Genomic DNA, 25,300 nt, shown 5'->3' with positions numbered 1-25,300 from the left:
ATGGCGTTACGCGCAGTGATAAGCTTGATGATCTTTATGATCGGCCTGTTCGCCGTTGAGGCTGCATGGGCTGAGCGTATTGCCGTGCGTGCAGGCGCACACCCCGGTTATGGCCGTATGGTGTTTAAATGGTCTGTGCCTGTGCGTTATCAGGCCAATGCTGAAAATGGTGTCCTGACGATCAATTTGGGGGAACCTGCTGAAACCTCCTATAATGAAGTGCGGCGTAACCTGAAAAGCTATGTCACCCGTGTGGCCCCGTCAAATGGCGGGCGCACCATTAAAATGAATTTGACGGGTGATTATGGCGTGCGCAGTTTTTACAGCGGCAGCTATCTGGTGATTGATATTATTGGGGAGCCGCAAAAAAAACAGGCAACAAAACCCAAGCCAGCTCCACGCCCACAGCAACAAGTCGCACCGGCCCCACAACCTGTTACTCCCGCCCCGGTACAAGCTGTTACCCCTACACAGGTTCAGCAATCCGTTGTTCCTGCAAGTGGGCCGAACGTGCGGGTCAGAAAGGGTGAAAAAGGCAATTTTACCCGGATCGTTTTTGATTGGCCGCGCAAAGTTGGCTATAGCATTGGTGATTATGAGGGCAAGACCATTGTGGATTTTGCTGAACCTGCCCAATATAATTTTGCCCCGGCCCGACGTAATCTAACGGGGCAGGTACGTGGTTTGCGCCAAAATGGAAAAGCGGTTGAATTGAGCGTGACATCCGGGTCGCGCATTAAGCATTTTTATGTGGGCAACAAAGTTGTTGTGGATGTTTATCGCGATCGTTTGGCGCAAAAACCTGCTGCCCCTGCAACAACTCAGTTGGCTCAACAGCCTGCCCCGGTTCAGCCCGTTCCTGCTGCTCCTGTGGCCCAGCCTGCGTCGGTACAGCCGCCCAAGCCTAAACCGGCCCCGGTGGTGAAAGTTGCCGAACCGCGAAACATCCCGGCCCCCAAAGCGGTTGCTCCGGAACCAAAGCGTGAAGTTGCCCAAGTGCCCAATGCGGCCGGTCTGGTGGCCAATTTCTCTTTGCGTTTTGAATTTGGGGAACCTGTTGCCGCAGCGGCCTTTAGACGCGGTGATAATGTCTGGCTGGTTTTTGATAAACAGACACAGCAAGATGTGAATGCCATGAAGGCATCGTCAAATGGCGGGATTTTGGATATCGAACAAATTTCGATCCCGCGTGCGACGGTTTTGCGTATGGAAACTGTTCCCGGTTTTAACCCGCGTCCAAAACGTGAAGGTTTGGCCTGGGTGTTTGAATTTGGCAAATTACCGATGTTGGCCTCACAGGAAATCGACGTTCAATCCCAACCCCATTCACCTGCGGGTGCGCGCCTGTTTATGTCGGTTCAGGAAGGGGGCCTGCCTGTGCCTGTGGCTGACCCAACGATTGGGGATAATCTGATGGTGGTTCCGGTGATCCCGTTGGGGCACGGGGTGAATACGGCACGCTCGTATCCGCAGTTTGAGATTTTGCCCTCATCCCAGGGCGCTGTTTTCCGTCCCTTCAGTGATGATTTGCGGGTGAGAACACTAAAATCCGGTATTGAGATGACGGCATCAAGCAGTCTGAAACTTTCTGATACCGGAAAAAGGGCTGTTGCTCAGGCTAAAATCGGGGGCTTGCGTGGGGTTAGCCGTATTTTCCATTTTGATAAATGGAAAGTCGGTGACATGGATAAATACCGTGAAAACCGCCAAGACCTTGAAAAGGCGGTTGCGGGTTTAAAAGGGCCGCGTCGTGAGATTGCACGTGAAAAGCTGGCACGATACTATTTGTCACACGGCATGGGGCCGGAAGCACTGGGTGTGTTGAATGCCATGTTGAAGACCGATCCGAAAAAAGCACTGGATTCGGATTTTAATGCCATGCACGGCGTCGCCAACTTTATCATGGGGCGCTATGACGAGGCGGAAGAAGATTTTTCTGGTGAGGAAATTTCTGCCAAGGATGAAGGGCAGTTCTGGCAGGCTTTGATCAAGGCGGCGAAAGGTGATTATTCCACGGCTGCCTTGGATATGAAACGTTTGGGTGGGGTTATTCGAAATTATCCACCGCGTTTGAAATTGCCCCTTGGGCTGTTGTTGACCGAAGGTGCCCTTGCCACTGGCGATGTACGTCAGGCCGAATCCTATCTTGAAGTCCTGGAAGCTGAAGGACTGGGCACGCGTCAGGCAGATGCCATTAAATACCTGCGTGCTCGCACCAAGGAAATCAGCGGTGATCCGGATGGGGCGGTTGTGATCTATGAAGAAGTTGAAGAAGGGGATCACAGACCTTCGAGGGCCAAGGCGGCTTTGGCGAAGAATGAGCTTCTTTACAAGCATAAGCGTCTTGAAGATAAAGAGCTAATCGAAGCTTTGGAAAAATTGCGTTTTGCATGGCGGGGTGATGATTTTGAATTCGATCTGTTGCGCCGTCTTGGGGACATGTACGTTCAAACGACGAATTATCGTGACGGCCTGCGTACAATGCGACAAGCAGCCACTTATTTCCGCAAGCATCCGGAAGCTGAAACGGTGACACAGGAAATGATCCGTATCTTTGAGGAACTCTACCTTGAAGGCAAAGCGGACGAACTGGCACCTGTAACCGCCATTGCCCTTTATGATGAGTTCCGCGAGCTGACACCAGCTGGGGAAAAAGGCGATGAGATGATCCGCAAGCTGGCTGACCGACTGGCCGCTGTTGATCTCTTGCGTGAAGCTGCTGAACTTCTGGAAAATCAGGTCCAGTTCCGCCTGTCCGGAGCGAAAAAGGCACAGGTCGGTACGCGTCTGGCTGTCGTCTATTTGGCTGCGGGAGCACCGAAAAAGGCCATTCGTGCTTTGAAGAAAAGTGCGCAGCGTAATATGACACCGGAAGAAATTGTTCAACGTCGCCACCTTGAAGCCCGTGCATTGATTGACATGGGGCAGGCGGATAAAGCCTTGACCATGTTGGAAAATGCCGAAGACGAAACGGTAGATGCAGATATCTTGCGTTCTGAGGTGCATTGGAATGCCAGTGACTGGCGCAATTCCGCAGCAACCTTGAAACGCATTGCCTTGGCAAAAGGGGCGCGTCGTCATAAGCCGTTGAATGAAGAGCAGGCCAAGTTGATTTTGAATTTGGCCGTATCTTACACATTGGGGGCAAATGAACGCGGTGTGGCCCGTATCCGGGCTGATTATGGCGGGGCAATGGAAAATACATCCCTGCGCGATGCCTTCCGCCTGATTGCCTCACGGGAAAATGCAGGTATGCTGGACCCGCGCACCATCACCCAACTGGTCAAGCCAGCTGAGAACTTCACCAACTTTATGGGTGAATATAAACAACGCTTGAAAGATGGTAAGTTGAGTGAAATCAATTAAAGCCTGTGTCAGGGGCAGGGGCTTTGGGAAGAAGGTTTTCAATCAAGTTGGAAATGACATGTCTATCCAGGTATGGTTTTTAGCCCACAGGGCGGATAAAAAACGGCACCGAGCATAAAAATTATCTTGTGTTTGTTTCTAAACTCAGGCAAAGACTGTCGCCTTATCCGCATGAAGTTTTGCGGACTATCTATCTACTGGTTTGGAAAGGGTTGGGAATGGCTAAGATGGCTGCTCTTGCCGAACTGGGGATGGACTCGGACATGAAACCGAGCGAAACCCAGATCCGCGAAAATGAAGAGACTCAATCCGGCTTTGCCGTGGTTGAAAATACCAAAGATTATTTTATCGAACGCAATGGCATTCGTTATGCCGGAACGCACCTGCTGATTGACCTGTGGGGCGCAAGCAAGCTTGATGATATTGATCTGATTGAACGCACCTTGCGTGCAGGCGCGGATGCTGCCGGGGCAACAATCCTGCATTGTCATCTGCATCACTTTGAACCAAACGGTGGGGTCTCCGGTGTTTTGGTTCTGGCCGAATCTCATATCAGTATCCATACATGGCCGGAAAATTCCTACGCGGCATTGGATGTGTTTATGTGTGGTGATTGTGATCCTCACAAAGCCGTTCCGTTTTTGGAAGAAGCCTTCACCCCCGATCGTGTGGATGTGGATGAGCAACTTCGGGGGAAGGACGTCGTATGAGCCGCTGGATTTCAGAAAGCCTCTATGAAGATTACCGCCAGGGCTTCAAGGCAGGCGATGTGTTATTCGAAGAAAAGACAGAACATCAGGACCTGATCATTTTTGAAAATGACTTTTTCGGTCGTGTCATGATGCTTGATGGGGTGACACAGACAACAGATCGTGACGAGTTTGTCTATCACGAGATGATTTCTCACGTGCCGATCCTCGCCCATGGGGCTGCGAAAAACGTGTTGATCATCGGCGGTGGTGATGGCGGTGTGCTGCGTGAAGTGCTGCGCCATCAAGATGTTCAGTGCACCATGGTGGAAATTGATGCGTCTGTTGTGGAAATGTCGAAGAAATATTTCCCTGATCACAGTGCCGGGGCTTTTGACGACTCGCGTTGTCATCTGGTGATTGCTGATGGTTTGAAATTTGTGAAAGAAACTGAAGACCGTTTTGATGTGATCATTGTGGATTCAACGGATCCGATCGGGCCGGGCGAAGTTCTCTTTACCTCAGAGTTCTATAAAGACTGTCAGCGATGTCTGACGGAAAAAGGGATTCTTGTGACGCAAAACGGTGTGCCTTTTTTCCAAGGCGATGAAGTCACAACCACACAAGAACGTATGTCCCCGCATTTTGCAGACATGAACTTCTATGTGGTGGCCGTACCTACCTATGTTGGTGGATTTATGACGCTGGCTTGGGCCTCAAATGATCCTGCGGCGCGCAAGCAGCCTATTGAGGTGATTGAGGAACGGTTCAAGGCGGCTGGCTTTGATACCAACTATTACACACCGGGTGTACATGTCGGGGCCTTTTCCCTGCCGCGCTATATTGAGAAACTGATCAAGTAATGAGTTGTGTGATATTGATTTAAAAAGGCTCCCGCTGATGGGAGCCTTTTTTCATTCCAATATGCCTTGTCCGAAACTCTTGACCATGGAGCCGACGAGCATGTACCAGCCATCCACAAGCACGAAGAAAATGATCTTGAAGGGCAGCGCGATAATGACAGGAGGCAGCATCATCATACCCATGGCCATCAGGACGGAGGCCACGATCATGTCAATGACCAGAAAGGGGATGAAGAGCAGGAAGCCGATTTCAAAGGCCCGGCGCAATTCTGAGATCATGAATGCGGGGATCAGGGCGCGCAAGGGGATCTCATCGGGGTTTAAGGTGGGGCTTTCCTTGGCAATGCCCAAAAACAGGTCCAGATCCTTGTCACGCACATGTTGCATCATGAAACGCTGAAAAGGCTGTACCGTTTGTTCAAATGCCGGAATTTCGGCCAAATCCCCATCCATATAGGGTTTGATCCCTTGTTGATAGGCTTGATCAAAGGTTGGCATCATGATGAACATGGTGAGAAACAGGGCAAGGGAGACCAGCACCTGGTTGGGCGGGGCCTGTTGTGTACCCATGGCGGTACGCAAAAAGCTGAAGACGATGACCAAACGGGTAAAGGAGGTCACCATGACGAGAATACTGGGGGCCAGGGAAAGCACTGTGGTCAGGGCAATCAATTGAATGATGCGAGACGTGGTACTTTCCGGGCCACCAACATTTGGGTCGCCGAAATCAAGAGTGAAGCTTTGGGCCAGAACTTCGGAATTAAACAGGGCCAGTACGAAAAAGGTTAAACCGGAAATCAGCCCGCCACTGAGGGAAAGTTTCAAAATCGGCCGTTTGGTCATGAGGTTTTTCCCTCACTGTCACTGACGTTTGAAAGATGTTCTGAAAAATCCATGTCACTATCAACGGTTTTGATATTTTGTTCCACAACCAGATCGTTTTCCCCGCCAATGACCAGAAGGTGTTCTTTATCGTCCCGTTTGACCAGAACCAGCCGTCTTTTACCGTCCAGCGGCATGACTTCGGAAATGCTGAGACGTCTTTTACCAGCTCTGGCCACATTGCGATAGCCCATACCTGCGCGTTTGGCGACAAAAGCCAAGAGGCCGATCAACGCAACGACAAAGGCCAGTGCAAACACGAACCGAAGGTAATCTGTGATTTCCATGAGTGTTTTTCTGCCCTTTATTTATTGGTCTTCATCATCAATGACTTCTTGCGCCATCAAAGGATTGGCATGGCCTTGGCTAAACTGCAAGCGTTCTGTTAGCGCATCATGCTGCATATTCAAATCATTTTCCAGTCGTTCGATGGATTCAAACAGCTTTTCAATTTGGGGTAAGATGGCTTTGGCCTGAGCGGGGGGGAGTTTTTCCAATGCCTGACAGAGGTCGGCGGTATGAGGGGCCAAAGCGCCCACATCGACCATCTTTTCCTGATAAATCAGTTTTTCAGCCGTTTCAATAAAGGCTGTGATCTGCTCAATCTGTTGTTCAATATCAGCAAGGGGGCTCATGTGGTGTCATCCTCATCTCTATGATCCAGACCTTGATTGTCGTTTGGGGCCAGTGGCGTGTCCACACCGGGCAGGGGCTGGTTGTTGGCTTGATAAACGTAAGTGAGGATTTCTGCAACTGCTGCAAAGGCTTCAACCGGGATTTCTTCTCCTACATCCATCAGATTCAGGATTTGCGCCAGGTCTGCATCTTCACGGACCCGCACCCCTTCGGCAAAGGCAATTTGCAAAATCTGTTCAGCCACAGCACCTTGGCCTGAGGCAACAATCTCCGGGGCCTTATCTTCAATGCCATCATATTGAAGGGCTACGGCAATCTGGTCAGGATCAAAATGTTTGGGAAGGGGGTTCTTTGTGTCGGTCAAAATAACATGCGCCTGTTGTTGATTTGGCATAATTATAATCTTCTAAAGATTTTTAAAAAAGCTTAAAGAAGTTGTTTGAATAAAAAGGCTTACATCTGGCTTTACCATTTGTTAATATGGGCGTTGCATAGTAAAAAGGTACCAATGGGCAAAAATGGGCCTTGATGAAACGCTGTGTGCTGATTTTGTTCTTGGGAGGTCGAGGGCATGTGTCAGTATTAGGAGTTCAAAATGGACTTAGGTAATATGTCTCTGTTCGCTGTCTTGAAAAAGCGAATGGATTATATTTCAAATAGACAGGAAGTGTTGGCGGATAATATTGCAAACGCCGATACGCCCAAGTATGTCGCCAAAGATTTAAAACCGTTTGATTTCAAGGATTTGATGCGGCGCCAAGCCATGCATGTCAAGCCGATTGGAACAGACCCGAACCATATTGGGGTAAAGGCTGCGCGTATTAAGGAATATGCGGTTGATGAGCCTAAGCCTTATGAATCCACCATCAACAAAAACCAGGTCGTCTTGGAAGAGCAGATGACGAAAATGAGCGAATCCCAGGTTGATCACGAGCTGACCACGCAGGTTTATAAGAAAAATATGAGTCTGTTTAAAATTGCATTGGGCAAAAGATAGGGCGCTTTTTGTTTTGTGGATGAGGGCACAGAGGTTTTATTATGGATGAAATGTTTAAAAGCATGCGTATTTCCACCGCCGGAATGAAAGTTCAGGGTGCACGCTTGCGTGTGATTGCGGAAAACGTGGCCAACGCCGACTCCTTGCCAACTAAGCCGGGGGAAAACCCTTATCGTCGTAAAAAAATCCTCTTTCGCAATGAATTGGATAAAAATATTGACGCCCATACGGTGCGTGTCCATAAAGTCAAAGAAGATAGTACGGCAAATTTTAAGAAGTTTTTTGACCCTGCCCACCCGGCAGCAGATAAAGATGGATATGTTTTACGCCCCAACGTCAATACTATGATCGAGATGATGGATATGCGTGAAGCGCAGCGTTCTTATGAAGCCAACGTTAACACGGTGAAGGCGACGAAGAAAATGCTGCAAACAAGTATTGGGATTTTGCGATAATCGCATAAGGAAGGAACACGGATATGGCTGATTCAATGATCGCATCTGCGGCCGCCGCTTATGCCAAGCAAAGTCAGGAAATTAACAAGCTACCGACTTTCGATAATGCGAAAGAAGTCTCTCAGGATGACTTTTCCGACCTGTTGAAGCAGGCGGTGCAGGAAGCTGTTGATATTGGTTATAAATCTGAACGTATGTCTTTGAAAGCCGCAGCCGGTCAGGCGGATGTCAACGAGGTGGTGACAGCGGTCGCAGAAGCCGAAGTGACGTTACAGGCGGTGACAACCGTGCGTGATAAGGTCATTCAGGCTTATCAAGAAATCATTAAAATGCCGATCTAGGCGGTTTTCATGAATGATATCGGTGTAATTGAAATTGGTCGCGAGGCTTTTTGGGTAATTTTGGTGGTCAGTGGCCCGGTCCTGATTGCGGGCTTGGTCATTGGTCTATTGATTGCCTTGTTTCAGGCGCTGACCTCTATTCAGGAAATGACGTTGGTGTTTGTGCCGAAAATTTTGGTGATCTTTGTTGCTCTTGTGATCATGTTGCCCTTTATGATCAACCATATGCTGGTGTTTGGTGAGTCGATCTTTGATAAGATCATTGCCCTTGGGTAGCGGGCTGGTGCGATGCTCAGTGATATTTTCACCTTCAATATTTTTCATTTTGGCTTGATCTTTGCCCGTATGAGTGGGGCTTTGTTTGTCATGCCAGGGGTCAGTGCTCAATTTGTCTCCACACGTATCCGTTTGTTGCTGGCCTTGATGCTGGCTTTTGTTCTTGTTCCAATTGTTTCTGCAAATTTTCCACCCTTTCCCATTCATCCTCTTGAATTGATGATTTTGATTGGAGGGGAAATTCTGGTTGGATTTTTCTTTGGCATGTTGATGGCGATTATGCTGAGTGCCATGCAGGTGCTGGGGACAATCGTGGCTTTTGTCTCTTCCTTGTCCAACGCCTTTTCTTTTGATGCGGTGTCACAGTCCCAAGGGTCCATTATTTCCACGTTTTTTGTTAATTTGGCGTTGGTGGTTTTGTTTGTAACTGATATGCATCACTTGATGTTAACAGCGATTGTGGATAGTTATTCCTTGTTTGAGCCAGGAAAAATGCCGCCGATTGGAGATTTTACGCAATTTGTGGCACGCACAGTGGCTGATGCGTTTAAAATTGGTGTGCAGCTGGCAGCTCCCTTTTTGCTTTTATCTTTTGGATTCCAGTTGGCAATGGGGCTGATCAGCCGTTTGAACCCACAGTTTCAGATTTACTTTGTAGCGATGCCCGCGCAAATTATGTTCTCTGTGCTGATGCTAATGTTTACGGTTTCAGGTATTATGATGGTATTCTTAACCTACTATCAGAAGGGCCTTATTCGTTTCTTGGAGCCATAAGGGTCAGAAGGGGAAAAGATGGCAGAAGAAGACGACGCGTCGAAAACGGAAGAACCAACCGACAAAAAACTTTCCAAGGCGCGGGAAGAAGGTCAGGTAACACAGTCGCAAGAGATTAAAAGCTGGGCGACTTTCTTTTCTGCTGCGCTCTTTGTCCTTTTTCTAGGGCCGTATTTTGCACAAAGCGTTGTTGAACCGATTATTTTTTACTGGGCTGACGGCTATCAAATTCGTTTGGACCAAAATAGTATTGTCGTTTTGTTTGAACAGCTTGTCCAAGATATGGGGATCAGGGTTTTACCTTTGTTGTTTGCCTTTTTGATTACAGCAATGGTATCTGGTGTTTTCCAGACAGGTTTGATCTGGGCCCCAAAGAAATTACAGCCAAAACTGTCGAATATTTCCGTTAAAAAAGGTATTAAGAAAATTGCTTCAGCCAAATCCCTTATGGAAATGGTCAAAACAATTTTTAAAATGACACTGGTTGGGGCTGCGGCATTTCTTGTCGTTTTGCCGGTTTATACCAATGTGGAAATTTTGCCTTCTTATGACATGTTCCAAATTTTGGAAGTTATGTATGACGTATCTATTTATCTTTTGATTACCGTGACCGCCTTGATGACTGTAATTGCAGCGATTGACTATTCTTATCAGCGTTACAGTTTTATGAAGCAAATGAGAATGACTAAGCAGGAAGTTAAGGATGAACATAAACAGTCTGAGGGCGATCCGCAGATCAAGGCAAAAATCCGTCAGCTCCGTATGGAGCGTGCCCGCCAGCGTATGATGACAGCCGTCCCCACGGCTGATGTCGTTGTGACCAACCCGACCCATTATGCCTGCGCGTTGGAATATAAACAGGAAATGATGACAGCTCCCAGGCTGGTGGCAAAGGGGATGGATAATCTTGCGTTTCGTATTCGTGAAATTGCCGAAGAAAATGAAGTGCCGATTGTTGAAAACCCACCACTGGCACGTGCCCTTTATGCCAGTGTGGAAATAGATCAAGAAATTCCGGCAGAACATTATGCCGCTGTGGCTGAAGTTATTGGTTATGTCATGCGTCTTAAAGGGCAGATGAACTGATGAAACCCTTAAACATGTCCACGCGTGTAAAGCGCCGTTTCAAAAGGCTTGTGCGCCAGCCTGTGACATGGGGACTGTTGGCCTGGGCTTTGTTGTTGATTGCTGCGGGGAATCATTTTTTATTCCACTTCAATGTCTTATGGACATATGTCCCTCTGGTTTGTTCGATGATGGGGCTCAGCCTACTGGGCTGGGCAATCGGGTCTGCGGGGAATGCAGGGGCTTTTGGGGATTTGTTGCGCCAAGCCATTGATGTTTTACCCGAGGCTCGCCTGATTACAGCACGTGATGGTTCCACAGTTTATGCCAATCCGGGATTTAAACGTTTGCTCCCCTTGATGCCGGGAAAGGTAGAACTGGCGGGCATTCTGGATTTGCTGGATGGGGACTGGGCGATTGAAGAATTTAATCGCTTACAAGCCAATGCGCGCAATGGCATTGGCGATCATAGTGAAGTTCCGATCCGCCTTGCCAATGGCATGCGGGAATGGCGTCGGATTTCTGTGGCTCCGCTGGGGAAGCCTGTTGGGTTTTCTTTATGGTTGGTGCGCGATATTTCTGCCCGACGTGAGATGGAGAATGCCCAAAATACAGAATTTCGCCAGATGTTTGATTTTGTCGATAACTTGCCCATCGGCTTTTTCAGCTCAGATCAGCAGGGGCGTTTTCGTTTTGTAAACCAGACCTTGGGTGACTGGCTGGGCGTTTCACCGGAAATGGTGCGGGCCAGTGGTTTTGGCTTGGCAGATTTCGTCGTTGAACTGGATGATGGTACCAAAGGAACCATGACGTTGAAGGGGGCTGATGGCAAGCCTTTTGGCGTATTGGTGCGTCAGACGGAACTTTATGATGAACAGGGGCGTTTTGTTCACAATCGTTGTGTCGTTTTGCGCCAAGGGATTGAATGTGGGGAAATTGCTCCTAAACGGGTGGAGCAAACCGCATCCAAGAAAGCGGCTTTGGGCTACGACCCACGGGTGCGTTGGTTGTTTAATGAAGCTCCGATCGGTATCGCCGTTTTGGATATGGAACGCAATGTAACGGACTGCAACCGGGCTTTCCTGAAAATGCTGGGACGTCATCAGGATGCGATTGTCGGGCGTGCGCTGTTTGATCAGATTAAGGCTGATTATCATGAAGACGCGACCCGTCAGCTGGGTAAAGTTGCCATGGGAACCATTGCGGCTGTGCGTTTTGATGTGCAGATGCAGACGGCTAAGGGGCGCTTGCTAACCGTGAGTGTTTTTGCCGGCCATATGGAAGATGAAACCGGAGAAATCAATGGTTTGGTCTTACATTTTATTGATGCAACAGAAAAACGTGATTTGGAACTCCAGTTTTCTCAAGCCCAGAAAATGCAGGCGGTTGGTCAGTTGGCCGGCGGGATTGCCCATGATTTCAATAACGTGTTGACTGCCTTGACGGGCTTTTGTGAAATCCTCTTGGAACGTCATCCCAAGGGTGATCCGGATCATCAGGAACTCCAGCAAATTTATCAAAGTGGTAATCGAGCGACGGATTTGGTCCGTCAGCTTTTGGCCTTTTCGCGCAAGCAAACTTTGCGCCCGGAAATTGTGGATATATCGGAGGTGATTTCCGACCTGTCCTCCATGCTTAATCGTTCTTTGGGGGAAACGGTTCGATTACGGATCGAAAATGGCCGTGACTTAAAGCAAATTCGGGTGGATACCGGGCAGTTGGGACAGGTGGTGGTTAACCTGGCTGTGAATGCAGGTCATGCCATGGATGGCGAGGGAGAGGTGATGATCCGTACCTCTAATGCCAACATTGAAGAACCGATTGAACAGGGCCATGACACTATGCCACCGGGGCAATATGTTTGTATTGAAGTCACCGATATCGGTTGTGGTATTCCCCCGGAAAACCTGACGAAAATTTTTGAACCCTTCTTTACGACCAAGGATGTGGATAAGGGAACCGGACTTGGCCTTTCAACAGTTTATGGTATTGTGCGCCAAACCGATGGCTATATTTTTGTTGATAGTGTGGTGGGGCAAGGCACGACTTTTTCCATTTTCTTCCCGGCTATTGAGGAAGAGGTCATTATCCCCAAAGAAACCAAGCAGCAACCGGACTTGTTTGACCATGCGGACTTAACGGGAACAGCAACAATTTTGTTGGTGGAAGATGAAGACCCGGTTCGCCTGTTTGGTGCACGTGCATTGAGTGCCAAGGGCTATGAAGTGTTGGAAGCGGCCAGTGGTGATTTGGCTTGGGAAATTGTTAAATCCAAAGGTCATCAAATTGATCTGGTTATTACCGATGTGGTGATGCCGGGGATGAAGGGGCCGGATTTGGTGGAACTCGTGCATGAACGTTTCCCTAAAATCAAGGTGATCTTCATGTCCGGTTATGCCGAAGATGTCATCCCGGAAGGGATCGAAAATGATCCGACGCTTCACTTCCTACCCAAACCGTTTAAGCTGAAAGACCTCGCCTTTAAGGTAAAAGATGTATTAGGGGAGCTTTAATTTACCCCTATGTGTAAATGACAAGAAAAAATAAATTGGATATTGTGCGCTCCAATAACTTGGAGTTTAAAGCTATGACACAATATCAAATTCAAGCAAACCTCACTTTTGCAAAGACTATTAAGAAGGTTGGTCTTAAAGTTACAGCTCAAAGTGAAGATGAAGCAAAAAACAAATTTACTCAAAAAGCCGAAGCGCACTATGCTTCAACACTGGGTAAAATTAGTGGGATTGAGTTTAAGCAAATTGATAAACTGTAATCCAGTTTGTTCTTCATGATTTCCGATTCGCGTAGAACTTAGGGAGAACATTATCTGAAAAGTTGTTTGAAAACAGTGTGTTCTCAAATGTTCTTGCGGATGAGAACATTTAGTGTACATTTAAATCAATTGCAACGGCCCTGTTACTTGTGGAATAAGGGAGTACAGATATGTCTCAGACCGCACTTAAGCTCGTGGATAAGGATACCATGGATAAAAATAAAGCATTGGAAGCAGCAGTTGCCCAGATCGAGCGATCTTTTGGCAAAGGCTCCATTATGAAACTGGGCCAGCGTGAAAACGCGGTGGAAACAGAAGTTGTTTCAACAGGCTCACTCGGCCTTGATATCGGGCTGGGCATCGGTGGCGTGCCTAAGGGCCGCATCATTGAAGTTTATGGTCCTGAAAGTTCCGGTAAAACAACTCTGGCGCTGCATATTGTGGCGGAAGCTCAGAAAAATGGCGGCACCTGTGCGTTTGTCGATGCTGAACACGCTTTGGATCCAGTTTATGCACAAAAGCTTGGCTGTAATGTTGACGAGTTGTTGATCTCCCAGCCTGATGCCGGGGAACAGGCATTGGAAATTACCGATACGCTGGTGCGTTCTGGGGCCGTTGATGTGTTGATTATTGATAGTGTGGCCGCGCTTGTCCCGCGTGCAGAACTGGAAGGCGAGATGGGCGATACCCATGTGGGGCTTCAGGCACGTTTGATGTCACAGGCCCTGCGGAAGCTGACGTCTTCGGTATCGCGTTCCAACTGTCTGGTCATCTTCATCAACCAGATCCGGATGAAAATCGGTGTGATGTTTGGCAACCCGGAAACCACGACAGGTGGTAACGCACTGAAATTCTATTCTTCTATCCGTATGGAGATTCGCCGCATTGGTCAGATCAAGGATCGTGATGAAGTTGTTGGGAACCAGACGCGGGTGAAGGTTGTTAAAAACAAGATGGCACCGCCGTTCCGCACCATCGAATTTGACATTATGTATGGGGAAGGGATTTCCAAGATGGGTGAAATCCTTGACCTGGGGGTCAAGGCCGGGATTGTTGAAAAGTCTGGTTCCTGGTTCTCTTATAATTCCACCCGTGTGGGGCAGGGGCGTGAGAATGCCAAGCAGTTTTTGCGTGATAACCCGGAAATGACCAATGAGATTGAAACGGCCATTCGCCAAAATGCCGGGTTGATTTCAGAAGCCATGACAACTGGGGAAAAAAGCTCAGATGGCGATGATTAAATTTTAAAACCAGTCCCGTGAAATAAGGGAATCCGGTTCTAAATTCATCAATGGTTTTATGCAAGCCCCCGTTTCAACCGGGGGCTTGTCTATGTGTAAGCCAAGGTTTTGGCCTTTTCCGCCTGTAGAGGATTGAAAAACTAGACAGCCCCTTTACAGCGCGGTAAAACCAAGCCTCTCGAATTCATGATAACCACTAAAAGTGAAGACCCATGCAAAGTGCGAACGATATTCGTAAAACGTTTCTAGATTATTTCGGTAAAAACGGTCACGAGATTATTGACTCTTCTCCGCTGGTGCCCAGAAACGACCCAACCCTGATGTTTACCAACGCGGGGATGGTGCAGTTTAAAAACGTCTTCACCGGGGTGGAAAAACGCGATTATTCCCGCGCAACCACGTCGCAAAAATGTGTGCGTGCCGGTGGCAAGCATAATGATTTGGAAAATGTTGGTTTTACCGCACGTCACCATACGTTCTTTGAAATGCTCGGCAACTTCTCTTTTGGGGATTATTTCAAGGATAATGCCATTGAACTGGCCTGGAACCTGATCACCAAGGAATTTGGTCTACCTAAAGACAAGCTGCTGGTTACGGTTTATCATGAAGATGATGAAGCATTTGACCTGTGGAAAAAAATCGCAGGTTTGTCTGACGATAAAATCATTCGTATTCCAACTTCTGATAACTTTTGGGCCATGGGCGATACCGGTCCTTGTGGTCCTTGTTCTGAGATTTTCTTTGATCATGGCGATCATATCTGGGGTGGCCCTCCGGGGAGTCCGGAAGAAGACGGGGACCGTTTCATCGAGATTTGGAACCTTGTCTTCATGCAATATGAACAAACCGCTGATGAACGTTTGAACCTGCCCAAGCCGTCTATTGATACGGGCATGGGGCTGGAGCGTATTGCAGCTGTTTTGCAGGGCACGCATGATAACTATAATGTCGACCTTCTGCGCAAATTAATTGAGGCTTCTGCCGATAAATCTTCAACAGACCCGGATGGTGATTTTAATACATCGCACCGCGTCATTGCCGACCATTTGCGTTCTTCTGCTTTCTTGCTGGCCGATGGCGTTTTGCCCTCTAATGAGGGGCGTGGTTATGTGCTTCGCCGTATCATGCGTCGTGCCATGCGCCATGCCCATATCATTGGAGCGAAAGACCCATTGTTGCACAAACTGGTGCCGACATTGACCGGCCTGATGGGGCAAGCCTTCCCGGAACTGGTGCGCGCCGAAGCCTTGATCACTGAAACGCTGGAACTGGAAGAAGCCCGCTTTAAGAAACTGCTGGATCGTGGTTTGAGCCTACTGGATGCGGAAACCAAAGAATTGGGTGAAGGCGATGAGCTTAAGGGAGATGTGGCCTTTAAACTTTATGATACCTATGGCTTCCCGGTTGATTTGACACAGGATGCGTTGAAATCCAAAGGGATTGCCGTTGATATGCCAGGCTTTGAAACAGCCATGGAAAAACAGCGTGAAGAGGCACGTAAAAACTGGGCGGGTTCTGGAGGACAAGCCGATGAAGCCCTGTGGTTTGACTTAAAAGAAAAAGTCGGGGCGACGGACTTCCTGGGCTATGATACAGAAATTGCAGAAGGCCAGATTGTTTCTATCGTGGTAGACGGCAAAGAAGTTGATCGTGCCCAGCCGGGGACCGAAGTTACTGTTTTGTTGAACCAGACGCCGTTTTATGCCGAAAGTGGTGGTCAGGAAGGTGACTGCGGCCTTTTAAAAGTTGGTGATATTGCCGAAGTGGAAGTTTCTGATACACAAAAACGCATCCATTCACTTTACCTTCATATCGGTAAGGTGAAGGGGGGCGTGATTTCTGTCGGGGCCGATGTGTCTGCCGAAGTGGATCATACGCGCCGTTCGGCTGTGCGCTCTAACCACTCTGCCACACACTTGTTACATAAAGCCCTGCAACAGGAGCTGGGTGATCATGTGACGCAGAAAGGTTCCTTGGTCGCAGAAGAGCGTCTGCGTTTTGATATTGCCCATAATAAGGCGCTGAGCACAGATGAAATTGCGGCTGTCGAAGCCAAGGTTAACGCACAAGTGCGTGCCAATACCGAAGTGGTCACGCGCTTGATGACCCCGGATGAAGCCATTGAACAAGGGGCTATGGCGCTCTTTGGGGAGAAATATGGCGATGAAGTGCGTGTGGTGTCCATGGGCGATGAAAATGGTAAAAACTTCTCTGTTGAGCTGTGTGGTGGTACGCATGTGAAACGCACAGGTGATATTGGCTTGTTCAAGGTTTTGAATGAAGGCGCTGTAGCGGCTGGTGTGCGCCGGATTGAAGCGCTGACGGGCTCAGCTGCGGTGGCGTATCTGGCAGAACAGGAAGAACGCCTTAATGAAACAGCTGCTTTGTTGAAGACCACACCTGCCAAAGTGGCGGGTCGTGTAGAAAGCCTGCTGGATGAGCGCAAGAAAATGGAACGTGAAATTTCTGATCTGCGCAAAAAACTCGCAACAGGGGGCGGGGCTGCAACATCTGAAGTCAAGGATGTCAACGGCATCAAATATCTCGGTAAAGTGTTGGATGGCATTCCGGGTAAAGAGCTGAAGTCCATGGTTGATGAGATGAAAAATCAAATCGGCAGTGGCGTTTGTGCGGCTATTTCTGTGAATGACGGCAAAGCTTCCATCGTGGTTGGGTCCACCGATGATGTGAAAGATCAATTTAATGCGGTTGATTTGGTGCGTGTCGGTTCTCAGGCCCTGGGTGGGAAAGGCGGCGGTGGTCGCCCGGATATGGCTCAGGCCGGTGGCCCTGATGGTTCCAAGGCAGAGGAAGCCTTGTCTGCGATTGAAGCAGCCATTGCGGGTTAATCTCAGACGATAAAGGACAGGGCAGATGGAATTTCTTATTCTCGGTCTGGTGATCTGGGCAGGGGCGCATATGGTTCCTGTCGCTGCGCCTGATTTGCGTGCCCGTCTGGCAGAACGATTTGGTGAAATGCCTTATAAGGGGCTGTTTGCTCTGGTCGTTTTGGCTTCCGTTGGTCTTATGGTGTTGGGCTGGCGTTCAATTGGGCCAGCGCAGCCGCTTTATGATATTTACGCCATTGTGGCTGTTCCCTGCCTGATTATGATCTTGCTTGGCTTTGTGTTGATGGCTGCGGCAAAAATCAAAAGCAATTTCAAACGTACCATCCGCCACCCTCAACTGACAGGGTTTACCCTTTGGTCTGTAGCCCATGTATTGATGAATGGGGATGTGCGCGGTGTTTTGCTTTTTGGTGGGCTTTCGCTTTGGTCTGTTGCAACGATTTTCTTGTTGAATAAACGTGATGGGGCGTTTACGCCACCGGCAAAGGAACTGCCCCATAAAGGTGCCATTGTTGTGACAGTGGGGTTCTGCGTATTTATTGCTGCGGTTTTAGGTCATGAATATGTTTCAGGGATCGACCTGTCGACCAAACAGCATTAAGAGCCTGAGGCATCTGTAAAATAGGCTCCCGGTGTTGCTCCCAGTGCTTTTTTAAACATGGCGCTAAAGGCACTTTGTGAGGAATAGCCCAAATCCTGTGCGATATGGGCAATGGGTTGTTTGTTTGCCAGCCTGCCCAAAGCCTCTAATAAACGAGCTTGCTGGCGCCATTGTCCAAAAGTCATATCTGTTTGTTTTTTGAAATTACGCGCTAATGTACGGCTGGTTGTTCCCAGATGTTCAGCCCATTGATCCAGCGTGGTTTCATCTGCAGGATTGTCTTTCAGGTAATCAGCAATGGTTTTGATCGGCCCTTCACTGGGAACAGGGAGGTGGAGCGGACTAAGCGGTGCCGCAGTCAGACAATCCAGTAGTACATGGGCAAGACGCCCTTGCGCACCGGTTTGGTCATAAAGGGCCGGGAAGGTCACTGCCGTGGCAATCAGTTCGCGCAATAGGGGGGTAATGACCATGACCTGACAGTGGCTTGGCAAGTCATGAAGGGCATGAGGCGCGACATAGACATTGCGCATGGTTACAGTATGGATCACCTTGATGGCATGGATGACTTGGGGCGGGATCCACACAGCGCGTTGTGGTGGGATGACCCAGATGCGTTCTTCGGCCATGACCTGCATGACCCCGTTGGAGGCATAAAGCAATTGCCCCCAGTCATGGGAATGAAAAGGCGATCGTAGCCCGCTTTTGCGCACGCCCTGGCGTAAGGTGATGTCACGCGGGATATCTTCCAGCTGGGTGATTTCAATGCCGTCATTGCCGATCACAGACTGAAATGTCGAAGGGGATGTCTCTTTTAAGCTATGTTTTGTCATATATGTGTATATATGACATTTTTTGAAAGGTTTAAAGTTTCCTGGTCTTTTAAATCTTTGAGGAAGTTCCCCATGCCCTCTATATCTCAAGAAACAAAATGGAAACGACCTGAAATCCTGTTGTTTGTCATGGGCGCCGCCATGCCGTTGGCTTTTGGGATTTGGCAGGCTTTGCTGAATAATTTCACGATTGAACGCGCTAATTTTACTGGTGTGGAGATCGGTATTCTCCAGTCCTTGCGTGAAATTCCCGGCTTTATGGCTTTTGCCGTGGTGTTTGTACTGCTTTTGATGCGCGAACAGACTTTGGCAATCCTATCGTTGCTTATTTTAGGGATTGGGACGGCCATAACCGGGTATTTCCCGTCTGCTCTCGAGCTTTATGTAACCACTGTTTTGATGTCGATTGGTTTTCATTATTTTGAAACGGTGAACCAGTCTTTACAACTGCAATGGTTTGATAAGGAAACAGCTGCCTATAACATGGGACGGGTGCGTGCGATTGGTTCTTTCGGGGCACTTGTGGCTTTTGGTGTAGGCTGGTTGTGTCTGGATGTGATGAACCTGTCTATGGAAATTGTCTATGTCATTGGCGGAGGGGCGACTGTGTTGTTGGCGCTTTATTGCTGGATGGCTTTTCCCCGTTTTCCTGAAAAGGTCGAACAACATAAAAAGATCATCCTGCGCAAACGCTATTGGCTCTATTATGCCTTGCAGTTCCTCAGTGGGGCACGCCGTCAAATCTTTGTGGTGTTTGCGGGCTTCTTGATGGTGGAAAAGTTTGGGTTTGATGCTGCTGCGATCTCTGCCATGTTTTTGGTCAATGGGGCGCTGAATATGGTTTTAGCCCCACAAATCGGTAAACTGATTGGCAAATGGGGGGAACGTCGTTCCTTAACCGTGGAATATATCGGCTTGGTTATTGTGTTCCTTGGTTATGCCATTGTGCAGGACCCATGGGTGGCCGTGGCGTTATATATTCTGGATCATTTGTTTTTCTCTATGGCGATTGCGATGAAGACCTATTTTCAGAAAATTGCTGACCCGCGTGATATTGCGCCGACCGCTGGGGTGTCTTTTACCATTAATCATATTGCGGCGGTGGTGCTGCCTGCGGCTTATGGTGTGTTATGGCTGATTTCCCCGGCTGCGGTCTTTATCACGGGGGCAGGGCTTGCCTTTATGTCTTTGATCCTGTCGCGCTTTGTCCCGTTGGTGCCTGAAGAGGGCCGGGAAGTTTGCTGGCGTTCTCGTCAAACTGTTGAACAGGGTGCAGAATAACTTGATCATCCATGGTTTGCCCCTTACCTTAGGGCAAATCGTTCGATTAGCTAACAGGTTTATGATATGAGCTTTACAGGCACAGACAATTATGTCGCCACTGATGATCTTCGCGTTGCGGTGAATGCCGCGATCAATCTGGAACGTCCGCTTTTGGTGAAGGGCGAGCCGGGCACGGGGAAAACCGTTCTGGCCCATGAAATTGCCAAGGCCCTGAACACGCCCTTGATTGAATGGCATGTGAAATCCACCACCAAGGCCCAGCAAGGCTTGTACGAATATGATGCGGTGTCACGTCTGCGTGATTCCCAATTGGGTGATGAACGGGTCCATGATATTTCCAACTATATCGTGCGTGGGAAGTTATGGGAGGCGTTCGAGCGTGAAGAACGCCCCGTCCTGTTGATTGATGAAATTGACAAGGCCGATATTGAATTCCCCAACGACCTGTTGCTGGAACTGGACCGTATGCAGTTTCATGTTTATGAAACCAAGGAAACGGTCAAGGCAAAGAACCGCCCGATCATTGTGATTACGTCAAACAATGAGAAAGAATTACCCGATGCCTTCCTGCGTCGCTGTTTCTTCCACTATATCCGTTTCCCCGATAAGGACACTATGGCAGAGATTGTGGAAGTCCACTATCCGGGCTTGCAAAAACGTCTGGTTTCAGAAGCGCTTAATGCTTTCTATGACTTGCGTGATGTACCGGGGTTGAAGAAAAAACCGTCCACATCGGAACTGCTGGATTGGATCAAGCTGTTGATGGTGGAAGATATTCCGCCGGAAGCTTTGCGTGAGAATGACAGCAAGAAATCCATTCCGCCGCTGCATGGTGCTTTGTTGAAAAACGAGCAGGATATCCACCTGTTTGAACGCCTGGCATTTATGGCGCGACGTGGTGAATAATCCATGAAATATGAAATCTCTTTGGCAACACCGGATCAACCAACTGTTATTCAGTTATTAGAACTGAGTGATGCCTATTATGCAGAGCTTTATCCCGCAGAAAGTAATCACTTGCTGGATGTGGATGCCTTAATGAATGACAATACACATTTTTTTGTGGCTCGCGACATTGAGGATGCGAGGATTGTCGGCTGTGCCGCCCTTGTCAGTTATTCTGACTATGGGGAGATTAAGCGTATGTTTGTCTTGCCAGAGACACGTGGTACAGGGGCAGGGCGTGATCTATTGTGCGTTTTGGAACAGGCAGCACGTCAGTTTAAGTTACCGTTTCTGCGCTTAGAAACAGGTACTGCGCAACCGGAAGCCATTGGCCTTTATAAGGCGGAAGGTTACAAGGAGATTGAACCTTTCGGAGATTACAAGCGGGACCCGCTGAGCTTGTTTATGGAAAAAGAGCTGGAGGCTGTGTAAAAGAGCTATGTTTCTCAATCTCTTCTTCGAACTTAAACAGGCCAATGTCCCGGTCTCCTTAAAAGAATATCTTTTGTTGATGGAGGCTATGGACAAGGGTGTCGCAGAATATTCGCTGGATGATTTTTATTATCTGGCACGTTCGGCTTTGATTAAGGATGAACGGCATCTGGATAAGTTTGACCGTGTGTTCGGCCATGTGTTCAAGGGATTGGAGGCACCTTCGGAAGGCGATGCCCATGAAATCCCCGAAGAATGGCTGCGCAAGATGGCGGAACGATTTCTAAGCGAAGAAGAGAAAAAGCAGATTGAGTCCTTGGGCGGTTGGGATAATCTGATGGAGACGCTTAAAAAGCGTCTTGAAGAACAGAAAAAACGCCATCAAGGCGGCAATAAATGGATTGGCACGGCAGGTACCTCGCCTTTCGGTGCCTATGGTTATAACCCGGAAGGTATCCGTATTGGTCAGCATGAATCACGCCATCGCAGGGCAGTGAAAGTTTGGGATAAGCGTGAATTTAAAAATCTTGATGACCAAGTAGAACTGGGCACGCGCAATATCAAGGTGGCGCTGCGTCGTTTGCGTAAATTTGCCCGCACAGGGGCGGCGACCCAGCTTGATCTGGATGACACTATTAAATCCACAGCCCACAAGGGATTTCTGGATATCAAGATGGTAGCAGAACGCCACAATGCGGTGAAGGTTCTGTTGTTCTTTGATGTTGGCGGGTCCATGGATGATTATGTCAAAGTCTGTGAAGAGATGTTTTCTGCCTGCCGTACAGAATTTAAACATCTGGAATATTTTTATTTCCACAACTGCATCTATGAAGGGGTGTGGAAAGATAACAAACGTCGCCATAACGATGTGATCCCCCTATGGGATGTGCTGCATACCTATCCCAGTGATTATAAGGTGATCTTTGTCGGTGATGCGTCCATGAGCCCTTATGAGATCAGCTATCCCGGCGGGGCGGTGGAACATTGGAATGAAGAGGCTGGTGCGGTTTGGATGGAACGGGTGCTTCAGGTCTACCCCCATGCCGTCTGGATTAACCCGGTGCAACAAAACTGGTGGCGTCACACCATGTCCATTCAGATGATTAAGCAGTTGATGAGTGATCGCATGTATCCCTTAACGCTGGAGGGGATTGATCTGGCGATTCAGGAGCTGAATAAATAGTGAATAGTCATTCCCAACTTGATTGGGAATCTATAGGGCGAAGAGACCCCCGCATACGTGAGGATGACCTTATTATCAGCCGAGTTTAAGACATTCCTCAACGAAGGTGCTGATCCATTTATCATCGTCTTTTAAGTCACTGGCGACTTCGGCAATTGATTTAACCCCAATGCCCATGACGGGTGCATTCAAATAGCCCATGGACCAGTCTTTGAAGGCGGGTTCATCAACAATTTGTTCCATTAAGACACTGACACCTGTGCAGCGTTCATCGCGTTTGATGTTTTCTAACAGCTGGTAAACGTCGTCTTTCTCCCCTTCCAGAACCTGAACAAAGATGCTGTTATGATAAATCAAAACGCCTGTGATATTGCGTTTGATGTTTTCGCGCCGTGCGACTTCGATAATATCTTCGATGTCTTTCGATTTTATATTGCGGGCTGCTTTTGAATAGTAAAATAGCTGTATCATTTTAGATTACATCCCCGGTATTTCTAATATGTAGGGTTTCACCACAATGTTTACAATGGACCGCATCCGGTTCGTGACGTTGCAGGCCACAAATCGGGCACGTATGGTTGACTTTGGCGGGGCGAAAGATGGTTTGGACAAGGCGCAAGAACAGCGAAATTCCAAAAACCATGATAATGACACTGAGCATGCGCCCAAAGGGGCCTTCCAATGTGATATCCCCAAATCCTGTTGTCGTCAGGGTCGTCACCGTGAAATAAAGCGCATCAATATAGGTATTGATCTGATCGTTTTGGTCAACTTCAAACACATAGACCAGGGCGGTCACAAAGAAAATAAAGACCATCAAATTCAAGATGCTCATTAAAATCTGTTCGTGTTCGCGAAAGAAGCTGAACTGATCGCGAAAATCCTTGAGCACATGGTAAGAACGCAGCAAGCGCAAGGCCCGCACCACCCTTAAAAAGGCAAAATTTTCGATCCATAGGGGGGCAAGCAAGGTGGCAATGACAATTACATCAGCCAAATTCATGGGGCGAATGATAAAACGCCAATGATTGTTGGCGGCAATCATGCGGGCAAAATAATCAATAATCAGGATAACGGCGATGGCGTAATCGAACATCAAGAAGGTTTCATTATGTTCAATCATGGAAGCAACGATAAAGAAGCTGATCGTCACCACATCAAAAACCAACAGGCTGTATCGAAAATATAAAGCTGTTGTTGAATCCCCGTAATAGAGGTCTCTTAACGATTGGCGTATCTTTGCCATTGCGCCTGTCCCACCTTCTCTTTTTTGAAACCTTACCAAAAGAAATAACCCTGCATCAAGTGCAGGGTTATGGCGTTTTAGCGTTTCTTTTTCTTGCTCTCGTAAGGGTTGTCGCCTTTACGAAGCATGACACGGATGGGGACGCCATCAATCTCGAAATCTTCGCGAATGCCATTGGCAAGATAGCGCAGGTACGAACCCGGCAGGTCCCCTGGCTTATTGGCAAAAATGACAAAGGTCGGCGGACGGGTTTTGGCCTGTGTCATATAACGCAGGCGTAGTCGACGACCAGAGGCCAGGGGCGGGGGATGCATTTCGGTCATTTGTTCCAACCAACGATTGAGCTGTCCGGTCGGTACCCGCGCATTCCAGTTTTCGTAGAGTTTGAAAATCGCAGGAAAGAGCTTGTTTGTTCCCTTTCCTGTTTTGGCAGAAAGTGTAATAACCGGAATGCCACGTACTTGTGGCATGGATGTTTCCATCCGGTCTGACAGTTTTTGCAGGGCTTCCTTACGCTCTTTCACATCGTCCCATTTGTTACAGACGATGACAAGTGCGCGGCCTTCATCAATGGTTTCCTTGGCAATGACCAAATCTTGCTTTTCCAACATAACGTTGGAATCTAATACCAGGCAGACGATCTGGGCAAAACGGATGGCCCGACGCGAATCTGCCGCAGACAGAGTTTCGACTTTCTCATTGACCTTGGTACGTCTGCGCATACCAGCTGTATCAATCAGCTTGATCTTGCGGCCATCGACTTCATAGTCCAGTGCAATCGAGTCACGTGTAATCCCGGCTTCCGGCCCGGTAAGCAGGCGTTCTGTCCCCAAAAGGCGATTGATCAAGGTGGACTTACCGACATTGGGGCGCCCGACAATGGCAATTTGCAGTGGGGATTTTGAAAAGTCTTCTTCTTCAATCTCTTCACCATCTTCGGTGATGATGGTGCGGGTCTGCACGCGTGAGAGAAGCTTTTCCTCTTCAATCAGGGCGGCGTTGTCTTCCATCCATTTATCATAAATGGGTTGAATGGCATCATAGACATTGTTCATGCCCACGCCATGTTCTGCTGAAAATGGATAGGGATCGCCCAGTCCCAGACCATAGGCTTCGTAAAGACCGTTATCAGCCGCACTGCCTTCACATTTATTGGCGAGCAGGACGACTTCTTTATCGCGCCCACGCAGCCAGTCGGCAAAATGGCTGTCCAGTGGGGTAATGCCCGCACGCGCATCAATCATGAACAAGGTGATGTCGGCTTCATCCAGGGCAAGTTCTGTTTGTTGGCGCATGCGCGCTTCCAGCGAATCATCAAAGGCTTCTTCCAGCCCGGCGGTATCAATAACCTTGAATTCAAGATCGCCAACACGCCCCATGCCTTCACGACGATCACGTGTCACGCCGGGAGTGTCATCGACAATGGCGAGCTTCTTGCCGACAAGACGGTTAAACAGGGTTGATTTCCCTACATTAGGGCGACCAACAATTGCCACGGTAAAGGGCATAACGTTATTTCCTATAACTGTACCATGCCCCTTGTTTACACAAGGGGACACATGAAACGCT

General features: G+C 48.5%; 26 protein-coding genes. 18 read left to right on the top strand and 8 right to left on the bottom strand.

Going from position 1 to position 25,300, the window contains the following annotated elements:
* The 3 genes from E4K71_RS10655 to speE all read left to right on the top strand — a co-directional run bounded on the left by E4K71_RS10655 (position 1) and on the right by speE (position 4,918).
* Entirely contained in the window at positions 1 to 3,366 is a 3,366-nt protein-coding gene (locus tag E4K71_RS10655; RefSeq protein ID WP_135079384.1) for a hypothetical protein, read from the top strand.
* Between the two features lie 227 nt (positions 3,367 to 3,593).
* Complete coding sequence (gene speD, locus E4K71_RS10650) at positions 3,594 to 4,076, top strand: adenosylmethionine decarboxylase (protein WP_135082047.1); 483 nt, start codon at positions 3,594 to 3,596, stop codon at positions 4,074 to 4,076.
* Positions 4,073 to 4,918, top strand: a complete 846-nt coding sequence (gene speE, locus E4K71_RS10645) for a polyamine aminopropyltransferase (protein ID WP_135079382.1) — start codon at positions 4,073 to 4,075, stop codon at positions 4,916 to 4,918. The genes speD and speE overlap by 4 nt, the downstream gene beginning before the upstream one ends.
* A gap of 51 nt (positions 4,919 to 4,969) precedes the next feature.
* On the opposite strand, the gene fliP is transcribed toward speE, so the two are convergent.
* Genes fliP through E4K71_RS10625 form a run of 4 tightly spaced genes read right to left on the bottom strand, consistent with a single transcriptional unit; the run spans position 4,970 to position 6,830 of the window.
* Positions 4,970 to 5,761: a flagellar type III secretion system pore protein FliP gene (fliP, locus tag E4K71_RS10640; RefSeq protein WP_135079380.1), complete on the bottom strand. Its 792-nt coding sequence runs from the start codon at positions 5,759 to 5,761 to the stop codon at positions 4,970 to 4,972.
* Positions 5,758 to 6,087 (bottom strand): flagellar biosynthetic protein FliO, encoded by a 330-nt coding sequence (locus tag E4K71_RS10635; RefSeq protein ID WP_135079378.1) that lies wholly within the window; start codon positions 6,085 to 6,087, stop codon positions 5,758 to 5,760. The genes fliP and E4K71_RS10635 overlap by 4 nt, the downstream gene beginning before the upstream one ends.
* Positions 6,088 to 6,108: 21 nt before the next feature.
* The gene (locus E4K71_RS10630) at positions 6,109 to 6,435 is read right to left on the bottom strand and encodes a hypothetical protein (protein WP_135079376.1); all 327 of its coding nucleotides are present in this window, start codon (positions 6,433 to 6,435) and stop codon (positions 6,109 to 6,111) included.
* Complete coding sequence (locus E4K71_RS10625) at positions 6,432 to 6,830, bottom strand: EscU/YscU/HrcU family type III secretion system export apparatus switch protein (RefSeq protein WP_135079374.1); 399 nt, start codon at positions 6,828 to 6,830, stop codon at positions 6,432 to 6,434. Before E4K71_RS10625 ends, E4K71_RS10630 begins: the two co-directional genes overlap by 4 nt.
* Positions 6,831 to 7,046: 216 nt before the next feature.
* On the opposite strand from E4K71_RS10625, the gene flgB reads away from it, so the two are divergent.
* The 11 genes from flgB to E4K71_RS10570 all read left to right on the top strand — a co-directional run bounded on the left by flgB (position 7,047) and on the right by E4K71_RS10570 (position 17,808).
* Positions 7,047 to 7,433 (top strand): flagellar basal body rod protein FlgB, encoded by a 387-nt coding sequence (gene flgB, locus E4K71_RS10620; protein WP_206201897.1) that lies wholly within the window; start codon positions 7,047 to 7,049, stop codon positions 7,431 to 7,433.
* A 41-nt stretch (positions 7,434 to 7,474) separates the two neighbouring features.
* On the top strand, positions 7,475 to 7,888 hold the full coding sequence (gene flgC, locus E4K71_RS10615; RefSeq protein ID WP_135079370.1) for a flagellar basal body rod protein FlgC: 414 nt from the start codon (positions 7,475 to 7,477) through the stop codon (positions 7,886 to 7,888).
* Between the two features lie 23 nt (positions 7,889 to 7,911).
* A complete protein-coding gene (gene fliE, locus E4K71_RS10610) occupies positions 7,912 to 8,229 on the top strand; it encodes a flagellar hook-basal body complex protein FliE (RefSeq protein ID WP_240796794.1) in 318 nt (105 codons plus the stop codon).
* Between the two features lie 9 nt (positions 8,230 to 8,238).
* Positions 8,239 to 8,505, top strand: coding sequence for a flagellar biosynthesis protein FliQ (fliQ, locus tag E4K71_RS10605; protein WP_135079368.1), 267 nt, complete (start codon positions 8,239 to 8,241; stop codon positions 8,503 to 8,505).
* 12 nt (positions 8,506 to 8,517) lie between these two features.
* Complete coding sequence (locus E4K71_RS10600; RefSeq protein ID WP_135079366.1) at positions 8,518 to 9,279, top strand: flagellar biosynthetic protein FliR; 762 nt, start codon at positions 8,518 to 8,520, stop codon at positions 9,277 to 9,279.
* Positions 9,280 to 9,297: 18 nt separating this feature from the next.
* Entirely contained in the window at positions 9,298 to 10,365 is a 1,068-nt protein-coding gene (gene flhB / locus E4K71_RS10595) for a flagellar biosynthesis protein FlhB (RefSeq protein WP_135079364.1), read from the top strand.
* A complete protein-coding gene (locus E4K71_RS10590; protein ID WP_135079363.1) occupies positions 10,365 to 12,857 on the top strand; it encodes a PAS domain-containing sensor histidine kinase in 2,493 nt (830 codons plus the stop codon). The genes flhB and E4K71_RS10590 overlap by 1 nt, the downstream gene beginning before the upstream one ends.
* Positions 12,858 to 12,931: 74 nt before the next feature.
* Positions 12,932 to 13,117: a hypothetical protein gene (locus E4K71_RS10585; protein WP_135079361.1), complete on the top strand. Its 186-nt coding sequence runs from the start codon at positions 12,932 to 12,934 to the stop codon at positions 13,115 to 13,117.
* A gap of 170 nt (positions 13,118 to 13,287) precedes the next feature.
* Complete coding sequence (gene recA / locus E4K71_RS10580) at positions 13,288 to 14,358, top strand: recombinase RecA (RefSeq protein WP_135079359.1); 1,071 nt, start codon at positions 13,288 to 13,290, stop codon at positions 14,356 to 14,358.
* A 212-nt stretch (positions 14,359 to 14,570) separates the two neighbouring features.
* Positions 14,571 to 17,207, top strand: coding sequence for an alanine--tRNA ligase (gene alaS / locus E4K71_RS10575; protein WP_135079357.1), 2,637 nt, complete (start codon positions 14,571 to 14,573; stop codon positions 17,205 to 17,207).
* A gap of 25 nt (positions 17,208 to 17,232) precedes the next feature.
* Positions 17,233 to 17,808: an NnrU family protein gene (locus tag E4K71_RS10570; protein ID WP_135079355.1), complete on the top strand. Its 576-nt coding sequence runs from the start codon at positions 17,233 to 17,235 to the stop codon at positions 17,806 to 17,808.
* Here E4K71_RS10570 and E4K71_RS10565 read toward each other — a convergent pair.
* A complete protein-coding gene (locus E4K71_RS10565) occupies positions 17,805 to 18,641 on the bottom strand; it encodes a helix-turn-helix transcriptional regulator (RefSeq protein WP_135079353.1) in 837 nt (278 codons plus the stop codon). The genes E4K71_RS10570 and E4K71_RS10565 overlap by 4 nt on opposite strands.
* A gap of 72 nt (positions 18,642 to 18,713) precedes the next feature.
* Here E4K71_RS10565 and E4K71_RS10560 point away from each other — a divergent pair, with 72 nt between their 5' ends.
* The 4 genes from E4K71_RS10560 to E4K71_RS10545 all read left to right on the top strand — a co-directional run bounded on the left by E4K71_RS10560 (position 18,714) and on the right by E4K71_RS10545 (position 22,485).
* The gene (locus E4K71_RS10560; protein ID WP_135079351.1) at positions 18,714 to 19,922 is read left to right on the top strand and encodes an MFS transporter; all 1,209 of its coding nucleotides are present in this window, start codon (positions 18,714 to 18,716) and stop codon (positions 19,920 to 19,922) included.
* 66 nt (positions 19,923 to 19,988) lie between these two features.
* Complete coding sequence (locus E4K71_RS10555) at positions 19,989 to 20,831, top strand: MoxR family ATPase (RefSeq protein ID WP_135079349.1); 843 nt, start codon at positions 19,989 to 19,991, stop codon at positions 20,829 to 20,831.
* 3 nt (positions 20,832 to 20,834) lie between these two features.
* Positions 20,835 to 21,302, top strand: coding sequence for a GNAT family N-acetyltransferase (locus E4K71_RS10550; protein ID WP_135079347.1), 468 nt, complete (start codon positions 20,835 to 20,837; stop codon positions 21,300 to 21,302).
* Between the two features lie 7 nt (positions 21,303 to 21,309).
* Positions 21,310 to 22,485, top strand: coding sequence for a VWA domain-containing protein (locus tag E4K71_RS10545; RefSeq protein ID WP_135079345.1), 1,176 nt, complete (start codon positions 21,310 to 21,312; stop codon positions 22,483 to 22,485).
* A 75-nt stretch (positions 22,486 to 22,560) separates the two neighbouring features.
* On the opposite strand, the gene E4K71_RS10540 is transcribed toward E4K71_RS10545, so the two are convergent.
* The 3 genes from E4K71_RS10540 to der form a co-directional block, all read right to left on the bottom strand.
* Positions 22,561 to 22,956 carry a BLUF domain-containing protein gene (locus tag E4K71_RS10540; RefSeq protein WP_135079343.1) on the bottom strand — a complete coding sequence of 132 codons (396 nt, stop codon included), beginning with the start codon at positions 22,954 to 22,956 and terminating at the stop codon, positions 22,561 to 22,563.
* Between the two features lies 1 nt (position 22,957).
* Positions 22,958 to 23,731, bottom strand: coding sequence for a potassium channel family protein (locus E4K71_RS10535; RefSeq protein ID WP_135079341.1), 774 nt, complete (start codon positions 23,729 to 23,731; stop codon positions 22,958 to 22,960).
* Positions 23,732 to 23,808: 77 nt separating this feature from the next.
* Positions 23,809 to 25,239, bottom strand: coding sequence for a ribosome biogenesis GTPase Der (der, locus tag E4K71_RS10530; protein ID WP_135079339.1), 1,431 nt, complete (start codon positions 25,237 to 25,239; stop codon positions 23,809 to 23,811).
* Between the last annotated feature and the right edge of the window lie 61 nt (positions 25,240 to 25,300).

It is taken from the genome of Terasakiella sp. SH-1, from assembly GCF_004564135.1.
Lineage (GTDB): Bacteria > Pseudomonadota > Alphaproteobacteria > Rhodospirillales > Terasakiellaceae > Terasakiella.
Note: the sequence above shows the minus strand (reverse complement) of the source record. Positions and strands in the feature narration are given on the sequence as shown.